This is a genomic window from Trinickia symbiotica (assembly GCF_002934455.1).
Lineage (GTDB): Bacteria > Pseudomonadota > Gammaproteobacteria > Burkholderiales > Burkholderiaceae > Trinickia > Trinickia symbiotica.
In genome coordinates this window covers 122,642-139,838 of record NZ_PTIR01000013.1, presented here as the reverse complement: position 1 = coordinate 139,838, position 17,197 = coordinate 122,642, and the positions used below count along the sequence as shown (strand labels likewise).

Here is a 17,197-nt window from a genome sequence, read left to right as displayed (position 1 = left end):
TTGCTTCTCGCGGCGCGGCGCGGCGTGCGCGCTTATTTTTGTGCGCGCAGCAGCCTCGCAGCGTCGAGCGCGAAGTAGGTCAATATGCCGTCGGCACCCGCGCGCTTGAACGCGAGCAGCGACTCCATCATCACCTTGTCGTGATCGAGCCAGCCGTTTTGCGCGGCGGCCTTCAGCATGGCGTACTCGCCGCTCACCTGGTAGACGAAGGTCGGAAAGCGATACTCGTCCTTCACGCGCCGCACGACATCGAGATAAGGCATGCCGGGCTTGACCATCACCATGTCGGCGCCTTCGTCGATATCGAGGCCGACCTCGCGCAGGGCCTCGTCCGAGTTCGCCGGGTCCATCTGGTACGTCATCTTGTTGCTCTTGCCGAGGTTCGACGCCGAGCCGACGGCATCGCGAAACGGTCCGTAGAACGCCGATGCGTACTTCGCGGCATACGCCATGATCTTGGTATGGATATGGCCTTCGTCTTCGAGCATGCGGCGCAGCGCGCCAATACGGCCGTCCATCATGTCCGACGGCGCGACGATATCGACGCCGGCTTCCGCCTGCGCGCGCGCCTGCGCGACGAGAATCTCGATCGTGTCGTCGTTGATGACGTAGCCCGCTTCGTCGAGCACGCCATCCTGGCCGTGGCTCGTGTACGGATCGAGTGCGACGTCGGTCAGCACGCCGAGCTCCGGAAAGCGTGCTTTGAGCTCGCGCACGGCGCGCGGAATGAGCCCTTCGGGGTTCGTGGCCTCGCGGCCGTCGGGCGTTTTCAGTGACGGCTCGATCGCCGGAAACAGCGACAGGACGGGAACGCCGAGCTCGAGGCACTGCTCGGCCACGCCGAGCAGCAGATCGACCGATACGCGCTCGACGCCCGGCATCGATGGCACCGACTGGCGCGCGTTCGAGCCTTCGGAAATGAATACCGGGTAGATGAGATCGTTCGTCGTCAGCACGTTCTCACGCATTAGACGACGGGAAAATTCGTCGCGGCGCATACGGCGCGGACGGTAGTGCGGATGGAAACTCATGAGCGTCGGAAAAAGTCGAGCAATTCGTTGACAGGTGGCGCCGATCACGGCTTGGGGCAGGGCCGGAGCGAGCGCTGAAGCGCTAACAATGGTATATGATAGCGATCGAGTGACGCGCTTGGCGCCGAGCTCCCCGCTTCTCCTCCCTGAGCGGGTGCCTGTCGTTTTTTCGATTAGGCTGTTTAACCCGCCGAGGTCCGGCGGGTTTTTTTATGAACGTCCGTGCGGTTCAATTGGCTTCGGACGACACACCGTCGGTCGACAGCCAGCCTTCGATCAACTCGTGCGCCTCGTCGAGACCGGTGCGCTTCAGCGCGGAAAAAAGCTGAACGGTCAACTCGCCCGCATATCCCGCATTGCGATATTCGACGAGCCCTTTTTGTGTCGCGCGCAATGCGTTGATGCTTTCCTGCCGCGTCAATTTGTCGCATTTGGTCAGCAGCGTATGAATCGGCTTGCCTGTCGGCGCGAACCATTCGATCATGCGCCGGTCGAGTTCCGTCAGTGGCCGGCGCGAGTCCATCATGAGCACCATGCCGCGCAGTTGCGCGCGACTTTGCAGATAGCTCGAGAGCAGCGCTTCCCAATGCGCCTTCGCCGCGCCGGGCACTTCGGCGTAACCGTAGCCGGGCAGGTCGACGAGATAGGCGGTCGGCTCGGCCACGGGCCCGACGCTGAAATAGTTGATATGCTGCGTGCGTCCCGGCGTCTTGCTGGCGAAAGCGAGGCGCTTCTGGTTGCAGAGCACGTTGATCGCCGTCGACTTGCCGGCGTTCGAGCGGCCGGCGAACGCGATCTCGGGCGCGACGGTGGCAGGCAGGTCGCGCAGATGGTTGACGGTCGTGAAAAAGCGCGATTGGTGCAGCAAGAAGGCCATAACGAAATGTGAAACGCGCTCGAGAGCGGCTTGGAAGAGTTGAAACCGCGGGCGGGCACGACCCTGACAGGTCTTGCGGCGAGCGGTGGGGCGCGGCCGGGGTGTCGCCGACTGGCGTCTCGGGCGATAGCGCGATATTGTACAATACGACGGTTTGCACCCGCCGGAAGCATGCGTGAACCCTGAGCATGCGTCGGCATTCCATTCCAAAAGACGAGACAAGACGGTGTGCGAATGAATCGACTCTGCAAGTCCTTGGTGGTCCTTGAACTGGTGGCGGCAAGTTGGTTGGTTTGGGCAGGAGACGTCAGTGCGGCCGAGGCGCCGAAGCCGGACATGAATCGGGGGCAAGCCATCGCGACGGGCGTTTGCGCAGCCTGCCACGGTGCCGATGGGAACAGCGCCACAGCAGCGTTTCCGAAGCTTGCCGGTCAGCACCAGGAGTATCTGATCAAGCAGTTGAAGGACTTCAAGACCAAGGCGGGAGAGAAGGTCGCCGCGCGCCAGAACCCGGTCATGGCCGGCATTGCCGCGTCGCTTTCCGATCAGGACATGGTCAACGTTGCGGCATACTTTGCGTCGCAAACGCCGAAGCCTGGCGTGGCGCGCGATGCGGCGACGGTCCCTCTTGGGCAGAAGATTTACCGCGGCGGTATCGCGGACAAGGGCGTGCCGGCTTGTGCGGCCTGTCACGGGCCGACGGGCCAGGGGATACCGATCGAGTATCCGCGCGTGTCGGGTCAATGGGGCGACTATCTCGCTGCGCAGTTGACGGCTTTCCAGCAAGGCACGCGCAACAATAGCGCGCCGATGCACGACATCGCGCAGCGGTTGTCGGACCAGGAAGTGAAGGCGGTCGCCGATTACATGGCCGGCCTGCACTGAAGGCTCGAAGCGCGACAAGAACAAAAAGGGTGGGGCGCCGCGCGATCGGCCGGCGGCCCTACCCTTTTTTGCTGGCAGTTTTGGAGTGGTAATGAGCGTCACCACCTCGGGTTATGAGTTGAAGTCGGACCGGCGCGCGCTGAAAAGCGCCGTCGAGTTGTTGAGCTCCATGCGGTTTGCGATCGCGCTGCTCGTCGTGCTCGCGATCGCGAGCATCATCGGGACGGTGCTGACGCAGGACGATCCCTACCCGAACTACGTCAATCAGTTCGGTCCGTTCTGGGCCGACATCTTCCGCGGGCTCAGCCTCTACACGGTCTATAGCGCCTGGTGGTTCATGCTGATCCTCGGCTTTTTGATCGTGTCGATCTCGCTCTGCGTGATCCGCAACGCGCCGAAGATGATCGCGGATGCGCGCAGCTGGAAGGACAAAGTGCGCGAAGGCAGCCTGCGCGCGTTTCACCACAAGGCTGAGTACGAGGCGCGCGGCACGCGTGCCGAAACCGCGACACGGCTTGCGTCGCTGCTCGGCAAGCTCGGCTATCGCTACATCGTTCGCGAGAGCGAGGGTGCGACGCTCGTCTCCGCGAAGCGCGGCGCCCTTGCGAAAATCGGCTACATCTTCGCGCATCTCGCGATCGTCGTGATCTGCCTCGGCGGGCTGCTCGACAGCAATCTGCCCATCCGATTCCAGATGTGGCTCTTCGGCAAGACGCCTGTCGCAAGCAATGCCCCGATCGCCGATATCTCGCCCGAGCATCGGCTCTCGTCGTCGAATCCCACGTTCCGCGGCTATGCCTGGGTGCCCGAGGGGCAGCACGTGTCGACGGCGATCCTCAATCAACCGAGCGGCTCGCTGATCCAGGACCTGCCGTTGTCGATCGAACTCGAGAAGTTCATCGTCGACTACTACTCGACCGGCATGCCGAAGCTCTTCGCAAGCGACATCGTCGTGGTCGACCACAAGACCGGCAAGCGCATTCCGGCCCGCGTCGAAGTCAACAAGCCGTTCGAGTACGACGGCGTCTCGATTTATCAATCGAGCTTCCAGGACGGCGGCTCGCAACTGTCGATGACGGCATGGCCGATGACGAGCGCGAGTGCGAAGACGATGTCGATCGACGGCACCATCGGCTCGTCGACGCCGCTGTCAGCGTCGATGCCCGGCGTTTCCGGGCAGACGGTCGAGTTCGCGGACTTCCGGGCCATCAACGTCGAGAACATCACCGATGCGAGCGGCAAGACCGACGCCCGCGGCGTAACGTCGCACCAGACGCTCGCGAAGTTCTTCGACGATCGACTCGGCTCGGGCGCGAAGACGGACAAGCCCGTCGAGCTGCGCAACATCGGCCCGTCGGTGCAGTACAAGGTGCGCGGCACGGATGGGCAGGCGCGCGAATTCAACAACTACATGCTGCCCGTCGAGATCGGCGGCGAGCGCGTGTTTCTTGCCGGGGTGCGGCTTGCGCCCGACGATCCGTTCCGCTATCTGCGCATCCCGGCCGACAGTAGCGGCACGGTCAAAGAATGGATGATGCTGCGCGCGGCGCTCGACAACCCCTCGCTGCGAGCGCAAGCCGCGCACCGCTTCGCCGAGCGCTCCGTGCCCGGGAACAATGCGGAGCTGCGCCAGCATCTCGAAGAGAGCGCGCTGCGCGTCCTGACGCTTTTCGCCGGATCGGACGAGCAGATGCCGGCCGGCTCCGGCGCGGCTCAAGCCAACGCGGGCTTTCAGGCGATCGCGACGTTCATCGATCACTCGGTGCCGAAGGCCGAGCAGGAAAAGGCGGCATCGTTGTTGCTGCGCATGCTGGAAGGGGCCACATGGGACCTCTGGCAACTCGCGCGCGAGCAGGCGGGCGAACCCGATGCGCAGGCGGACGCGGCGGCGAGCCGTTTCGTGCAAAGCTCGATCAACGCGCTCTCGGACAGCTTTCTGTACGGATCTCCCGTTTATCTTCAGCTCGATTCGTTCAAGCAAGTGCAGGCATCGGTGTTTCAACTCACACGCGCGCCGGGCAAGAAAGTGGTATATCTTGGCAGCCTGCTGCTCGTGGCCGGCATCTTTTCGATGTTTTATGTGCGCGAGCGGCGCGTCTGGTTCTGGCTCAAGGATTCGGGCGCGGGCACTAGCGTCGTGATGGCGATGTCGTCGGCGCGCAAGACACTCGATTTCGAGAAGGAATTCGCGCGCACGCGCGATACGGTGGGCGCCACGCTCGGCGCGGCGCCTCGTGATGCAAGCTCGCCCGCTTGAACGCGCGGGCCACGAATCTCACCCGGTAACAGCATGGATCTGACAAACGTCTCCCGCTCCGACCCCATGGCGGACGAACCTTCCGCCGCCGCGAGCCACGTCTTCGACGATCGTTCGTTCCTGCGGCGCCTGAGCCTCATCGATTGGCTTTTCGCGGTGGCGCTCGTCGGCGGCGCGGGCTTCGCGCTGTCGCGCTATCACGCGTTCATGAACTACTACGACGAGCTAGTGCTGATGGGCGCGACGCCGGCGCTCGTCGCCCTTGGCTGGCGCTGGAAATCCGCGCGGCCGCTGATGGCCGCCATCGCCGTGCTCTCGTTGCTGTCGATCAACCTCTATAACGGCGACCTGACACGGGCCGACAGCGCCTTCCTGCTCAAGTACTTCCTGTCGAGCCAGTCCGCGATTCTCTGGATGAGCGCGCTCTTCGTGCTAGCCACGCTCTTTTACTGGATCGGCATGCTCTCGCGCTCGCCGTCTGGCGGCGCAATCGGCACCAGGCTGACCTGGTTCGCCGTGCTCATGGGCTTCACCGGCATGATGGTGCGTTGGTACGAGTCGTATTTGATCGGCGCCGACGTGGGTCATATCCCGATTTCGAACCTCTACGAAGTCTTCGTTCTTTTCTGCCTGATCACGTCGCTCTTCTATCTGTATTACGAACAGCATTACGCCACGCGCGCGCTTGGCGCCTTCGTCATGCTCGTGATCAGCGCGGCCGTCGGCTTCCTGATGTGGTACTCGATCGCACGCGACGCGCAGCAGATCCAGCCGCTCGTGCCGGCGCTGCAAAGCTGGTGGATGAAGATTCATGTGCCGGCGAACTTCATCGGCTACGGCAGCTTCGCGCTGTCGGCGATGGTCGGCGTCGCGTATCTCGTGAAGGAGCGCGGCGTGCTCGCCGACCGGTTGCCGGCGCTCGAGGTGCTCGACGACGTCATGTACAAGTCCATCGCCGTCGGCTTCGCGTTCTTCACCATTGCGACGATTCTCGGCGCGCTCTGGGCCGCCGAGGCTTGGGGCGGCTACTGGAGTTGGGACCCGAAGGAAACGTGGGCGCTCATCGTCTGGCTCAACTACGCCGCGTGGTTGCACATGCGGCTCATGAAGGGTTTGCGCGGGGCCGTCGCGGCGTGGTGGGCGCTTACGGGACTGCTGGTGACGACATTCGCGTTCCTCGGTGTAAATATGTTCCTGTCCGGCCTCCATAGTTACGGGAAGCTGTAAGCCGTCTGACGGAATACCGGTTTCATCGCGAAACCGCCGGATGAGCCTTTCGGCTCCCGGCGGTTTTTCATTCGTCGGTGAATTGGCATGCATCCAAATGCCGAAACGATCGGTATATGAAAACGACGGGCGTGATCGGTCGATCATCCGGCCCCAGCGCAGGCAGCCCGACGTCTTCTATGAGGAACCATCATGGTGTTGATCAAACGAGAGCAGAGCCGGCAACTGACGGGCGAAGACCTCCGCCCGAGCGAGATCGCGCCGCGCGCTGTCTTCGAGCATCGTCGGCGGTTGCTGCAGGCGGCCGGCGTGGCGGGCCTCGCCGCGGCGGGTGGGGCGCTCGGCCTCGCGAGCCCGGCCGCTCGCGCCGAATTTGCGCCCCCCGATCCGAAGGCGCAAAAGCTCGCCGCGACGACGAACACGAAGTTCGTCGTGCCCGATAAAGTGACGTCGTACAAAGACATCACCACCTACAACAACTTCTACGAGTTCGGCACCGATAAGGGCGATCCATCGCAAAACGCCGGGACGCTGCGCCCGCGTCCGTGGCGCGTGAGCGTCGAAGGCGAGGTCAAGAACGCGAAGGTCTACGACATCGACGAACTGCTGAAGCTCGCCCCGCTCGAGGAGCGCGTCTATCGGCTTCGATGTGTCGAGGGCTGGTCGATCGTCGTTCCGTGGATCGGTTACCCGCTTGCCGAGCTCATCAAGCGCGTGCAGCCGACAGGCAACGCGAAGTTCGTGCAGTTCATCACGCTCGCCGATCCGTCGCAGATGCCGGGCCTGGCGGATCCCATTCTGAATTGGCCATACTCGGAAGGGCTGCGCATGGACGAAGCCATGAATCCGTTGACGCTGCTGACGGTGGGCCTCTACGGACAAGTGCTGCCGAATCAGGACGGCGCGCCGATTCGCATCGTCGTGCCTTGGAAGTACGGCTTCAAGAGTGCCAAGTCGATCGTAAAGATTCGCTTCGTGGAGAAGCAGCCGCCGACGTCGTGGAACACCTATGCGCCGAACGAGTACGGCTTTTATTCGAATGTCAATCCGAACGTCGACCACCCGCGGTGGAGTCAGGCGACGGAGCGGCGCATCGGCGAGGACGGCTTCTTCACGCCGAAGCGCAAGACATTGATGTTCAATGGCTATGGCAATCTCGTCGCCTCGATGTATCAGGGCATGGACCTGCGCAAGGACTACTGACTCCGGGCCATGCCTGATGACTCGCGGCGAAACGCAACCATGACGACCGACACCTCCACTATGACCCGATCGAGAGCGGCCGCGGCGCAAGGCGACGAGGGCCACCTGGGGGCGGTCAGCGCCGCCGCCAAAACGGGCCGCTCAGCACGCGCGGCCACTCCCGCTCGCAAAGGGGAAGGCTGGGTCGTGCCGGCCAAGATCGCCGTCTTCGTGGCGGCCTGGTTTCCGCTCGTGCGTCTTCTCGTGTATGGATTGACCGACCGGCTCACCGCGGATCCGATCCGTTTCATCACATGGTCGACGGGCACCTGGACGCTCGTCTTTCTCTGCATCACGCTTGCCGTGACACCGCTGCGCAAGCTGACCGGCATCAACGCGCTATTACGATTCAGGCGCATGCTCGGTCTCTATGCGTTCTTCTACGGAACGCTGCACTTCGTCACCTACGTCTGGTTCGACCAGTGGTTCAACATCGCCTCGATCGTCAAGGACATCGGCAAGCGGCCGTTCATTACCGTCGGCTTCGCTGCGTTCTTGTTGCTCGTCGTGTTGGCCGCGACCTCGCCGCGTGCCGCCGCGCGCAAGCTCGGGCGGCGCTGGCAGACGCTGCACCGCGCCATCTATCTGATCGGCGCGCTGGCGATTTTGCACTTCTGGTGGATGAAGGCCGGCAAACACGATTTGATCGAGCCGAAAATCTACGGCTCGATCATGATCCTGCTGCTCGGATGGCGGCTCATCGCGTGGATGAGGCCGCGGCTCTTGCGTGGCCGATCAGCGTCAGTCCGGCAATAACGTTTCGGTCGCGAACAGCGACTCGACCGTTTCGCGCGGCCGCGCGACGTAAGCCTTGTCTCCATCAACGATGACTTCCGCGGCGCGCGGCCGAGTGTTGTAGTTGGAGCTCATGACGAAGCCATAGGCGCCGGCCGAGCGGATGGCGAGCAAATCGCCGGGCCGCACGGCGAGCGCGCGCTCGCGGCCGAGCCAGTCGCCGCTTTCGCAAACGGGGCCGACCACGTCGTAAACGCTCGGTGCCTCGTTGCGCGGCACGACGGCATCGATCGCATGGAACGCCTGATACATCGCGGGGCGGGCGAGATCGTTCATCGCCGCGTCGACGATCGCGAAGTTCTTTTCTTCCCCCGGCTTCAGGAACTCGACGCGCGTCAGCAGAATGCCCGCATTGCCCGTCACCGAGCGGCCCGGCTCGAAGAAAACCGAGCGGTGGCCGTGGCCGCGCGCGTCGATATGGTCGAGCAGCGTGCGCACGAACAAACCGGTGTCGGGCGGCGTTTCATCGTCGTAGGTGATGCCGAGACCGCCGCCGACGTCGACGTGATGGATCCTCGTGCCGTCGGCTTCAATTTGCTCGACCAGCGCGAGCAGGCGATCGACGGCATCGAGATAGGGCGCAATCTCGGTGATTTGCGAGCCGATATGACAATCGATGCCGACTACTTCGAGATGCGGCATCGCGGCCGCGCGCCGGTAGGCATCGCGCGCATCGTCGAACGCGACGCCGAACTTGTTCGCTTTTAAACCCGTCGAGATATACGGGTGGGTTTTCGGATCGACGTCCGGATTCACGCGCAGCGACACGGGCGCCTTCTTGCCGAGCGCGCCCGCCACGGCATCGAGCCGATCGAGCTCCGCGATCGATTCGACGTTGAAGCATTTCACGCCGGCCTCGAGCGCCTGGCGCATTTCATCGGCGCTCTTGCCGACGCCCGAGAAGACGACGTTCTCTGCCTTGCCGCCTGCCGCAAGCACGCGCGCGAGCTCGCCGCCCGAGACGATGTCGAAGCCCGCGCCGAGTCGTGCAAAGACATTCAGCACCGCCAGATTGCCGTTCGCCTTCACGGCCACGTGCACCGATGCTCGACGGCCGGCGCAGGCGCGCGCGTAGGCTTCGTACGCGTCGGTCAACGCCGCGCGCGAATAGACGTAGAGCGGCGTGCCGAACTCCTCGGCAAGAGAAACGGCGCTGACCTGTTCGGCGTGCAAGACACCGTCGATGTAGGTAAAGGCGGAATGAGCCATGCGGTGACGACCGTGTCGCGTGAGCAGTTACTGATTCTGCGAAGGGTTCGAGCGGCCGCGCGTGTCCGAAGCAGCGCTTGCGGGCGACGGCGCGTTCCCGGCGGCAGGACTCGCAGCCTGCGCATCGAACGTGGCGCCTTGAGGTGCCTCGGTTGCGGCGCCAGGCTTGGGCGGCAGCGGCGGGACCGTCGGCAGATAAAGCGGTCCGCGTTGTCCGCAGCCGGCGAGCGTGACACCGCCCGCGATGGCGATGGTCAAAGCCGCTACAATCGCGCTCATCCTGCAGACGACTCGCATGACTGCTGGGTCCGTGAAGTATTCAAACCCCGGAGTTTAGCATGACCGACAGTGACTACCTGACGCGTGCCGAAGCCGTGCTGACAGCCGTCGAGCGCTCGCTCGACTACTGTGATGCCGACATCGAGGCGGAGCGCAACGGCAGCGTCGTGACGCTTGAGTTCGCGAACGGCACGAAGATCATCGTCAATTTGCAGCCGCCGATGCAGGAGATCTGGATCGCCGCGAAGGCGGGCGGCTTTCACTTCAAATTCACCGACGGCGAATGGCGGGACACGCGCAACGGGACAGAGTTCTTTGCGGCGCTATCGGATTATGCTTCCCAGCAAGCCGGTGAGCCGGTGACGTTCGAGCCTTGAAGCGCGCCGCGTTCAGCGACTTTCCGTTGGACTAGCGGCACCGCCGCCGTTATCGGTGGCCGGCAGGCCCGCGGCGACGGGTTCGATACCTGCCGTGCCCGATGCGGCTCCTGGCGGTTCGGCTTCGTGTTTCTCGCCGGCTGCCGTTTCGGCTGCCGCGGGCACGCCCACTGACGCGACGAAGCCATGCCCGGGCGAAAAGGCGTCGAAATAGAGTTCGCCGCCCGCCGATACGATCTCGGCCGGCATCGGCATCGTGTACTCGGGCAGGCCCTTCAAGGCATCGCGCATGTAGTCCATCCATATCGGCAAGGCCACGCCGCCGCCCGTCTCGCGATCGCCGAGGCTGCGCGGGCTGTCGTAGCCAACCCATGCAATCGCCGCGAGCGTGTGCTGATACCCTGCGAACCAGGCATCGCGTGAGTCGTTCGTCGTGCCTGTCTTGCCCGCGAGGTCCTTGCGCCCGAGCTCGTTCGACTTCGCGCCCGTGCCGTGCTGCGCCACGCTTTGCAGCAGACTATTCATCACGTAGGCGTTGCGCGCATCGATGGCGCGCGGCGCATCCTTCTCCGCCACGATCGGCACCGCGCGCGCGAGCACGGTGCCGTGCTGATCGGTCACTTCGCCGATCAGATAGGGATTCACGCGATAGCCGCCGTTGGCGAAGACGGAGTATGCCGAGGCCATCTGCAACGGCGTCACGAGGCCCGCGCCGAGCGCCATCGGCAAGTAGGCCGGATGGCGCTCCGCGTCGAAGCCGAAGCGCGTGACATATTGCTGCGCGTAGTGCGTGCCGATATGGGCGAGGATGCGGATGGAGACGAGGTTGCGCGATTTTTGCAGCGCGGTTCGCATCGTCATGGGTCCGTCGAAGCCGCCGCCATAGTTCTTCGGCTCCCACGGCGCGCCGCCCGTTTGCGCCGCGCTGAAAAAGAGCGGCGCATCGTTGATGACGGTCGCGGGGCCGAGGCCCTTGTCGAGCGAGGCCGAATAGATGAAGGGCTTGAAGCTCGATCCGGGTTGGCGCCACGCCTGCGTCACGTGATTGAATTTGTTCTTGTTGAAATCGAAGCCGCCGATGAGCGAGCGGATCGCACCGTCTTGCGGCGCGATCGAGATGAACGCCCCCTCGACTTGCGGCAGCTGGACGATTGCCCAGCCGCCGTCGTCCCGCTTTGCGACGCGCACGATGGCGCCCGGGCGAATGCGTGAAGCCGCCTGCGCACGCGCGCTGAGCGCCGCCGCCGAAAAACGCAGGCCGTCCCCTTCGATCGTCGCGGTGCTGCCGTCGGCCAGCACGGCCTCGACTCGCCGAGGGTCCGCGACCGTCACGACGGCCGCCGCGATCTCACCCGTGTCGGGCCGCGCGGACAGGGCATCGGCAATGGCGTCGGCGCGCGCGCTGGCTTCAGCGGGCAAGTCGATGAAAGCCTCCGGGCCGCGATACCCGCGGCGCGCGTCGTACGCGAGGAGACCTCGGCGCAGCGCACGATAGGCGCTCGCCTGGTCGGCCGAATCGATCGTCGTCGTGACGATGAGGCCGCGCGTGTAGGCTTCGTCGCGATATTGCTGATACATGGCCTGGCGCACGATCTCAGCGACATACTCGGCATGCACGCTGAATTGCTGCGCCGGCCCTTTGACCAGCGCGAGCGGTTCTTTCGCCGCCGCTTCGTACTTGGCCTGCGCGATGTAGCCGAGCTCGAGCATCCGCTGCAGGATGTACCGCTGGCGCAGCTTCGCGCGCTCGGGATTGACGACGGGGTTGTAGGCCGATGGCGCCTTCGGCAACCCGGCCAGCATCGCCGCCTCGGCCAACGTGATGTCCTTGAGACTCTTGCCGAAGTAGATGCGCGCGGCGGACGCGAACCCGTAGGCGCGTTGGCCTAGGTAGATCTGATTCATGTAGACCTCGAGAATCTGATCCTTCGTGAGCTCGCTCTCGATCTTGTAGGCGAGCATCATTTCATAGACCTTGCGCGTGTAGGTCTTTTCGCTCGAGAGAAAGAAATTGCGCGCGACTTGCATCGTGATCGTGCTCGCGCCCTGCGTCGCGTGGCCGTTCGTCAGCGCCGCCATGCCGGCGCGCACGACGCCGGCGGGATCGACGCCCCCGTGATCGTAAAAGCGCGCGTCTTCGATCGCGAGAATGGCCTGCTTCAGGTAGGGCGGCACGTCCGCGATATGGACGACGTCGCGCCGCTCGTCGCCGAACTCCCCGATCAGCACGTGATCGGCCGTATAAATCCGCAGCGGGATCTTCGGCCGGTAATCCGTCAGCGCATCGATGGAGGGCAGTCGCGGACTCGCCACGATCAACGCATAGGCGACCACGAGCCCGACCGCCAGCGCGCCCGCGGCCGCGAGGCCTGTGAGTCCGGCGAGAAGCTTCGTCAGCAGACGGCGCCCGCGAGGGGCGGGCGCTGACGGTGCGGTGGGCGGCGGCGACGCGGGCGGCTGCATATGAAAGGTGATGTAAGGAAGGCCGCGATTATAGCGGGCGAACGGTGACCGTTTCGACACCGCTTGGCCGAGCGGACAAGCGCGACGTGCCGGCGGCCGACGTGCCGGGCGCTCGATCGTCGTGCCCCTCGCATCGGCGCGCGCGTTGGCCATTTGGTCGAATGTCGCGCCGGCTGCGCGCTCTGCAAAATTTCTCCAACGCGAACGACGCCACGGCCAAGCCGGCCGGGTCTAGCAAGGAGAAATCATGCTGGTTGCAAATGAACTGTTGTGCTCGCCCCTTCCCCAGCCATTCAGCCGCCGCTTCGCCGCGGGCATCGACGTCAGCGCGTCCGAGGTCAGACTCGTCGTGCTGAGCCGCCGCACGCGACGCGAGGCGTCGGTCCGTGTGGAATGGCTGGGCGCGGTCCCGCTCGACCGCGCCGCCATGTCCGGTGTCGAAATCGTGGATAGCGCCGCTGTTTCGCGAGCGATCGCGGCGCTTTTTGCCGAGTGGCCACGGCGCCGCGCCACCGGCCTGCTGTCGTGTTCGATGGCGCTGCTCGGCAGCGCCACGCTGATCGACTCCATTCCGATGAACCTCACGCCGCCCGATGCGTCGGGCGCGGTGTCCATGGACACCCTTGCGGAACTGGAACCCGCCGTGTACGCCCACGCCGAGCGGGTTGCCGGCCTCGAGCGCCAGGCGCTGGCGGTGGACTGGTTCGTCGACGAAAGCAATCGCGGCTGCGGCCCGGGCGGTGCCTCGTCGCAGGGCGATGGCGCGGCACGAGTGACGATTGCCGCGGCGGCTCGGCGGCACCTCGAAGCACGTGTCGAAGCCGCCGCGGCCGCGGGGATCGCCTTGAGCGCGATCGACGGCGAGCCGCCCGCCGCATTGCGTGCGCTTTGCTACGCGGCCCATTACGAGCTGCGGGAAAGCGAACGCTACGCCGCGGTGTGGGTGGGCAGCGACGGCGTCTACGGTTGGCGTATCGCCGATGATGCAGTCGAAGCCCATGTGCGGTATCCGGCGCCCCAGCACCCCGATTTACCGGCCGCGCTGCGCGCGCTGACCGACGGCGAAGAGCTCGGATGCGCGATGACCGGAGGCGACTTGGAGCTGCTCGCTGAATGCGGGATGACGCTCGCCGACGTGGGCGATCTGCTCGGTTGTACGGTGTTCCCATTCGAGTGTGCGTCGTTTCTCGATGCAAACGCGCACCATCGGTTGGGCGACGCCTATCGCTGGGCGCAGGCGCCGACGTTCGCCGTCGCGTTCGGACTCGCCCTGCGCGGGGTGTACGAATGATCGCAAGGTTGTTGCCCGGCCGGGGCGGGCAGCCTGTCGGCATCCGTATCGGCGGCTTCAATTTGCTGCCCTACCGGCAACACCTGACGCGCGGCCGGCGTCGCCGGCTCATCGCGGAGTCGGCCGCGGCTGTGCTGTGCGGCGCTCTCGCCGCGCTCGCATGGACCGGGTGGGACGATGCATTCGGGGCATCGGGTTCGATGCGGCGGCGCGCCGAGCTGCAAGCGCTGCTCGCCGACTTCGCGGCGCCGCTTGCCGACTACCGGCAACTCGAGCGCGCGGGCGCGGAGGCCCGCGAGCGCAAGGCAATTGGCGGGGAACTGGCGAAGCCGCGCGCCCGGCTTCTCGGTATCGCCGAGATGCTGAGCCGCCCGCCGAATCCCGGCGTGGTACTGCGTCGTTTGACGCTGACCGGCAAGGGGCTCGCCCTGGACGCGACTGCCGTCGACGCTTCCGCCGCCACCGCATGGATCGAGCGATTGGGGCGGGCGGATGGCGTTCGTGTGGCTGAAATAACGCATTGGAGATCGGCCGCCGGCGCCGGCAGCGCTTCCGCCGTGGACATCGCGGCACGGCTGCAGTGGGAGGGCGAGGGGCCTGCCGACGCTCCGTCCAGCACTAGAGACTCGAGCCGGGGGCGCCGATGATAGCGGTTGCGAAGAAAGACGGTGGCGGATTCTTGCGCGGGATGGCACGCGCGGCGCAGCGACCGGCGGCCCACGGACAGCAATTCCCTCGATGGCTCGCAAGCTTTGCGTCCCCTCCCGAACGTTGGAGCGGGACGCATCGGCTCCTCGCGCATGTCGCGCTTGCCGCCACCGCGTTCACACTCGGCGCGCACGGTTGGCGCGCGGCCGGTGTCGGTGCGACGGCGGGCAGCAGAGCCGAGTTGGCGGATCTTGAGCGACGTGTCGAAGAGGCGCGCGCCGCCCTCGAGCGGTTGCCGGCGATGAAAAAGGCGGCAAGTCACAGCGATGCTTCTCGCGATGCGGCGTCTCGCTCGCCGACAGCCATGTGGCAGGCCATTTCTTCTCTCGCGGAGCGAAGCGGCATGATGGTGAGCGCCCTCGAACCGGGCGCCGTCGGCTCAGACCGCATTCGGGCTTCGAGGGCCGTGCGGGTCGCGGCAAAGGGCGAGTTTGCCGCACTTCTTGCGTTCGTGCGGGCGTTGTCGGAACTGCCGGCGCTGGCCGTGCCGGTTGCTCTGCAGCTCGAGCCCGCAGAAGACGGACTCGCGATCGACGCGACACTGCAGGTGTACGACGCACTGCCTGGCGACTCGCTCGCCGATGACGCGACGATTGCCGAGGCCGTGAAAGCCGACGGCGGTCTGGACTTGTTCGTCGATCCGTTTGCCGCCGCGCCGGGCGTGCATGCGGGAACGCGCGCGACCGAGATCCGTCTGGTCGGCTTCATACACGAGCAAGCGCGGGCGCATGGGCTCGCCTTGCTCGCGACCGACGATGGCGTGGCCATCTACTGGCCTGGCCAGACGATAGGTACGGAGCAGGTCGTCAGTATCGACGCGCGCGGCGTGACGCTCGCAAGCGGAGAACAACGGCGCGTGATGAAGCTCGAGAAGGAAACGATCTCATGAGGAACCGGCGAATTTTGGTCTGTCTGTCCGCCGCTTCGTCCATGGCCGTCGCTTTCGCGCATGCGGCATTGCCGCCGCTGCCGCCGCTGCCACCGGCGATGACGGACGCCGTGTCCTACCAGGACGCTTACGACGACGGCGAAGATAGCGACGACGATGACCTGGATCGCGTCAGTGACCGCAATAGCCATGTTGCCGGTGCTGCCGACATCGGCGAGCGACCGGACGCCGATATTGCCGAAACGCGCGCTTCCGTTCCCGCTCGCGAAGTTCCGTCCGCCGGCCTTGGGCGTACCGCCGCGACACCGGATGGCCTGCCAGGCCAGGCGTTGCCCGGTCCGCGGCAGGCGCTCGAGGGGCCGCCCGTGCCGCTCGCCCCGGCCGAGCGCATCAGCGAGTCGCATGAAGGTCGGATCGGCGCGCGGGACGGGAAGACGGACGACGACAAACCGATCACCCTCCATTTCCGTCAGGCGGAGCTCGCGGACGTCCTCGAAGCGTTTGCGCGCTTCACGGGCCTCAACATCGTGGCCAGCGAGAAAGTGCGCGGCTCGGTGTCGCTTCACCTCGATAACGTGCCGTGGCGTACCGCATTCGACACGCTGCTCGATGTGAATGGGCTCGCGATGGCGCGACGCGGAAACGTGATCTGGGTCGCGCCGCTCGCGGAGCTCGCGGCGCGTCAGCGTCAGCGCTTCGAGTCGCACGCGCGGGCGGCCGATCTCGAGCCGCTCTCGAGCAGAACATTCGCGCTGCGCTATCCGCGCGCCGAGGATGTTCAGCGTCTGCTGACGGCACCTGGCGCGCAACGTGTCCTCTCCAAGCGCGGGGGCGCGATGGCCGACGCACGCACGAACCTGTTGTTCGTGACGGACCTCGATGCTCGTCTCGCCCAGGTGGCCGACCTGATCGCCGAGCTCGACAAGCCGACGCGTCAGGTGCTCATCGAAGCGCGCATCGTCGAGGGCGTGCGCGGGTTTTCGCGCGATCTGGGCGCCCGGCTGTCGCTATACTCGACCAGTGCGAAAGCGGATGGCGGCGGCGCGGGAGCGCAGGCGCTCGGCCTCGCCGGCGGCAAAGACGGCGTCGTCCATGACCTTTCGGCCCGCGCGCTCGGCGGTTTCGATGCGGCCACGGTCGGCCTCGCGCTTTTCGCCGCACGGGCCACGCGCCTCATCACGACCGAGCTTTCGGCGCTCGAAGCGCAGGGGCGGGGCCAGATCGTGTCGAGCCCGCGCGTCGTGACAGCCGACAGGGCCAAGGCCATGGTCGAGCAAGGTACCGAGATCCCTTATCAGGCCCGGGTGCGCAACGGCGTCGGCGTGCAATTTCGCCGGGCGACGCTCAAACTCGACGTGGAGCCGCGGATCACGCCGAACGGGCGAGTGATTCTGGACCTCGAAATCGCGAAGGACAGCGTGGGACAAGAGACGGCCGCCGGACCCGCCATCGACACGAAACGCGTGCAAACGCGCGTCGAGGTGGAGGACGGCGGCACGGTGTCGATTGGAGGGATTTACGAGACCGAGGACCGCGACGATGTGACGGGCGTGCCAGTGTTGGGCAAAATACCCATTTTGGGTGCGCTTTTCCGCCATCGGGCGCAGCGTGAGCAAGCGAAAGAGCTTGCCGTTTTCATCACTCCGCGCGTCGTCGAACTCGATTGA

The 17,197-nt window shown here is 65.3% G+C and carries 15 protein-coding genes; 10 read left to right on the top strand and 5 right to left on the bottom strand.

From position 1 onward, the window contains the following. Positions 1 to 32 precede the first annotated feature (32 nt). Together hemB and yihA are read right to left on the bottom strand one after the other, a co-directional pair. On the bottom strand, positions 33 to 1,031 hold the full coding sequence (gene hemB / locus B0G57_RS19090; protein ID WP_018440455.1) for a porphobilinogen synthase: 999 nt from the start codon (positions 1,029 to 1,031) through the stop codon (positions 33 to 35). Positions 1,032 to 1,260: 229 nt separating this feature from the next. Further along, complete coding sequence (gene yihA / locus B0G57_RS19085; RefSeq protein WP_018440454.1) at positions 1,261 to 1,908, bottom strand: ribosome biogenesis GTP-binding protein YihA/YsxC; 648 nt, start codon at positions 1,906 to 1,908, stop codon at positions 1,261 to 1,263. 234 nt (positions 1,909 to 2,142) lie between these two features. On the opposite strand from yihA, the gene B0G57_RS19080 reads away from it, so the two are divergent. The 5 genes from B0G57_RS19080 (at position 2,143) to msrQ (ending at position 8,275) form a co-directional block, all read left to right on the top strand. Beyond that, positions 2,143 to 2,793 carry a c-type cytochrome gene (locus tag B0G57_RS19080; RefSeq protein ID WP_026229627.1) on the top strand — a complete coding sequence of 217 codons (651 nt, stop codon included), beginning with the start codon at positions 2,143 to 2,145 and terminating at the stop codon, positions 2,791 to 2,793. A 91-nt stretch (positions 2,794 to 2,884) separates the two neighbouring features. Next, positions 2,885 to 5,050 carry a cytochrome c biogenesis protein ResB gene (locus B0G57_RS19075; RefSeq protein ID WP_018440452.1) on the top strand — a complete coding sequence of 722 codons (2,166 nt, stop codon included), beginning with the start codon at positions 2,885 to 2,887 and terminating at the stop codon, positions 5,048 to 5,050. Positions 5,051 to 5,083: 33 nt separating this feature from the next. Continuing rightward, positions 5,084 to 6,277 carry a c-type cytochrome biogenesis protein CcsB gene (ccsB, locus tag B0G57_RS19070; RefSeq protein WP_026229626.1) on the top strand — a complete coding sequence of 398 codons (1,194 nt, stop codon included), beginning with the start codon at positions 5,084 to 5,086 and terminating at the stop codon, positions 6,275 to 6,277. Positions 6,278 to 6,469: 192 nt separating this feature from the next. Beyond that, complete coding sequence (msrP, locus tag B0G57_RS19065; RefSeq protein ID WP_018440450.1) at positions 6,470 to 7,480, top strand: protein-methionine-sulfoxide reductase catalytic subunit MsrP; 1,011 nt, start codon at positions 6,470 to 6,472, stop codon at positions 7,478 to 7,480. A gap of 60 nt (positions 7,481 to 7,540) precedes the next feature. Beyond that, positions 7,541 to 8,275 (top strand): protein-methionine-sulfoxide reductase heme-binding subunit MsrQ, encoded by a 735-nt coding sequence (msrQ, locus tag B0G57_RS19060; RefSeq protein WP_018440449.1) that lies wholly within the window; start codon positions 7,541 to 7,543, stop codon positions 8,273 to 8,275. Here msrQ and lysA read toward each other — a convergent pair. Then, positions 8,261 to 9,523 (bottom strand): diaminopimelate decarboxylase, encoded by a 1,263-nt coding sequence (gene lysA, locus B0G57_RS19055; protein ID WP_018440448.1) that lies wholly within the window; start codon positions 9,521 to 9,523, stop codon positions 8,261 to 8,263. The genes msrQ and lysA overlap by 15 nt on opposite strands. A 27-nt stretch (positions 9,524 to 9,550) precedes the next feature. Next, positions 9,551 to 9,820 (bottom strand): LPS translocon maturation chaperone LptM, encoded by a 270-nt coding sequence (gene lptM / locus B0G57_RS19050; protein ID WP_018440447.1) that lies wholly within the window; start codon positions 9,818 to 9,820, stop codon positions 9,551 to 9,553. A 41-nt stretch (positions 9,821 to 9,861) separates the two neighbouring features. On the opposite strand from lptM, the gene cyaY reads away from it, so the two are divergent. Next, positions 9,862 to 10,179, top strand: coding sequence for an iron donor protein CyaY (gene cyaY / locus B0G57_RS19045; protein WP_018440446.1), 318 nt, complete (start codon positions 9,862 to 9,864; stop codon positions 10,177 to 10,179). A gap of 12 nt (positions 10,180 to 10,191) precedes the next feature. Here the strand turns inward: cyaY and B0G57_RS19040 are convergent, their stop codons facing one another. Continuing rightward, positions 10,192 to 12,642, bottom strand: coding sequence for a penicillin-binding protein 1A (locus tag B0G57_RS19040; RefSeq protein WP_083925593.1), 2,451 nt, complete (start codon positions 12,640 to 12,642; stop codon positions 10,192 to 10,194). A 247-nt stretch (positions 12,643 to 12,889) separates the two neighbouring features. Here B0G57_RS19040 and pilM point away from each other — a divergent pair, with 247 nt between their 5' ends. From pilM to B0G57_RS19020, 4 genes are read left to right on the top strand one after another with little or no spacing between them, the layout of a single operon-like run. Then, positions 12,890 to 13,933: a pilus assembly protein PilM gene (gene pilM / locus B0G57_RS19035; protein ID WP_018440444.1), complete on the top strand. Its 1,044-nt coding sequence runs from the start codon at positions 12,890 to 12,892 to the stop codon at positions 13,931 to 13,933. Beyond that, positions 13,930 to 14,580, top strand: coding sequence for a hypothetical protein (locus tag B0G57_RS19030; protein ID WP_018440443.1), 651 nt, complete (start codon positions 13,930 to 13,932; stop codon positions 14,578 to 14,580). Before pilM ends, B0G57_RS19030 begins: the two co-directional genes overlap by 4 nt. Then, the gene (locus tag B0G57_RS19025; protein ID WP_018440442.1) at positions 14,577 to 15,530 is read left to right on the top strand and encodes a hypothetical protein; all 954 of its coding nucleotides are present in this window, start codon (positions 14,577 to 14,579) and stop codon (positions 15,528 to 15,530) included. The genes B0G57_RS19030 and B0G57_RS19025 overlap by 4 nt, the downstream gene beginning before the upstream one ends. After that, positions 15,527 to 17,197: a type IV pilus secretin PilQ gene (locus B0G57_RS19020; protein ID WP_102607197.1), complete on the top strand. Its 1,671-nt coding sequence runs from the start codon at positions 15,527 to 15,529 to the stop codon at positions 17,195 to 17,197. Before B0G57_RS19025 ends, B0G57_RS19020 begins: the two co-directional genes overlap by 4 nt.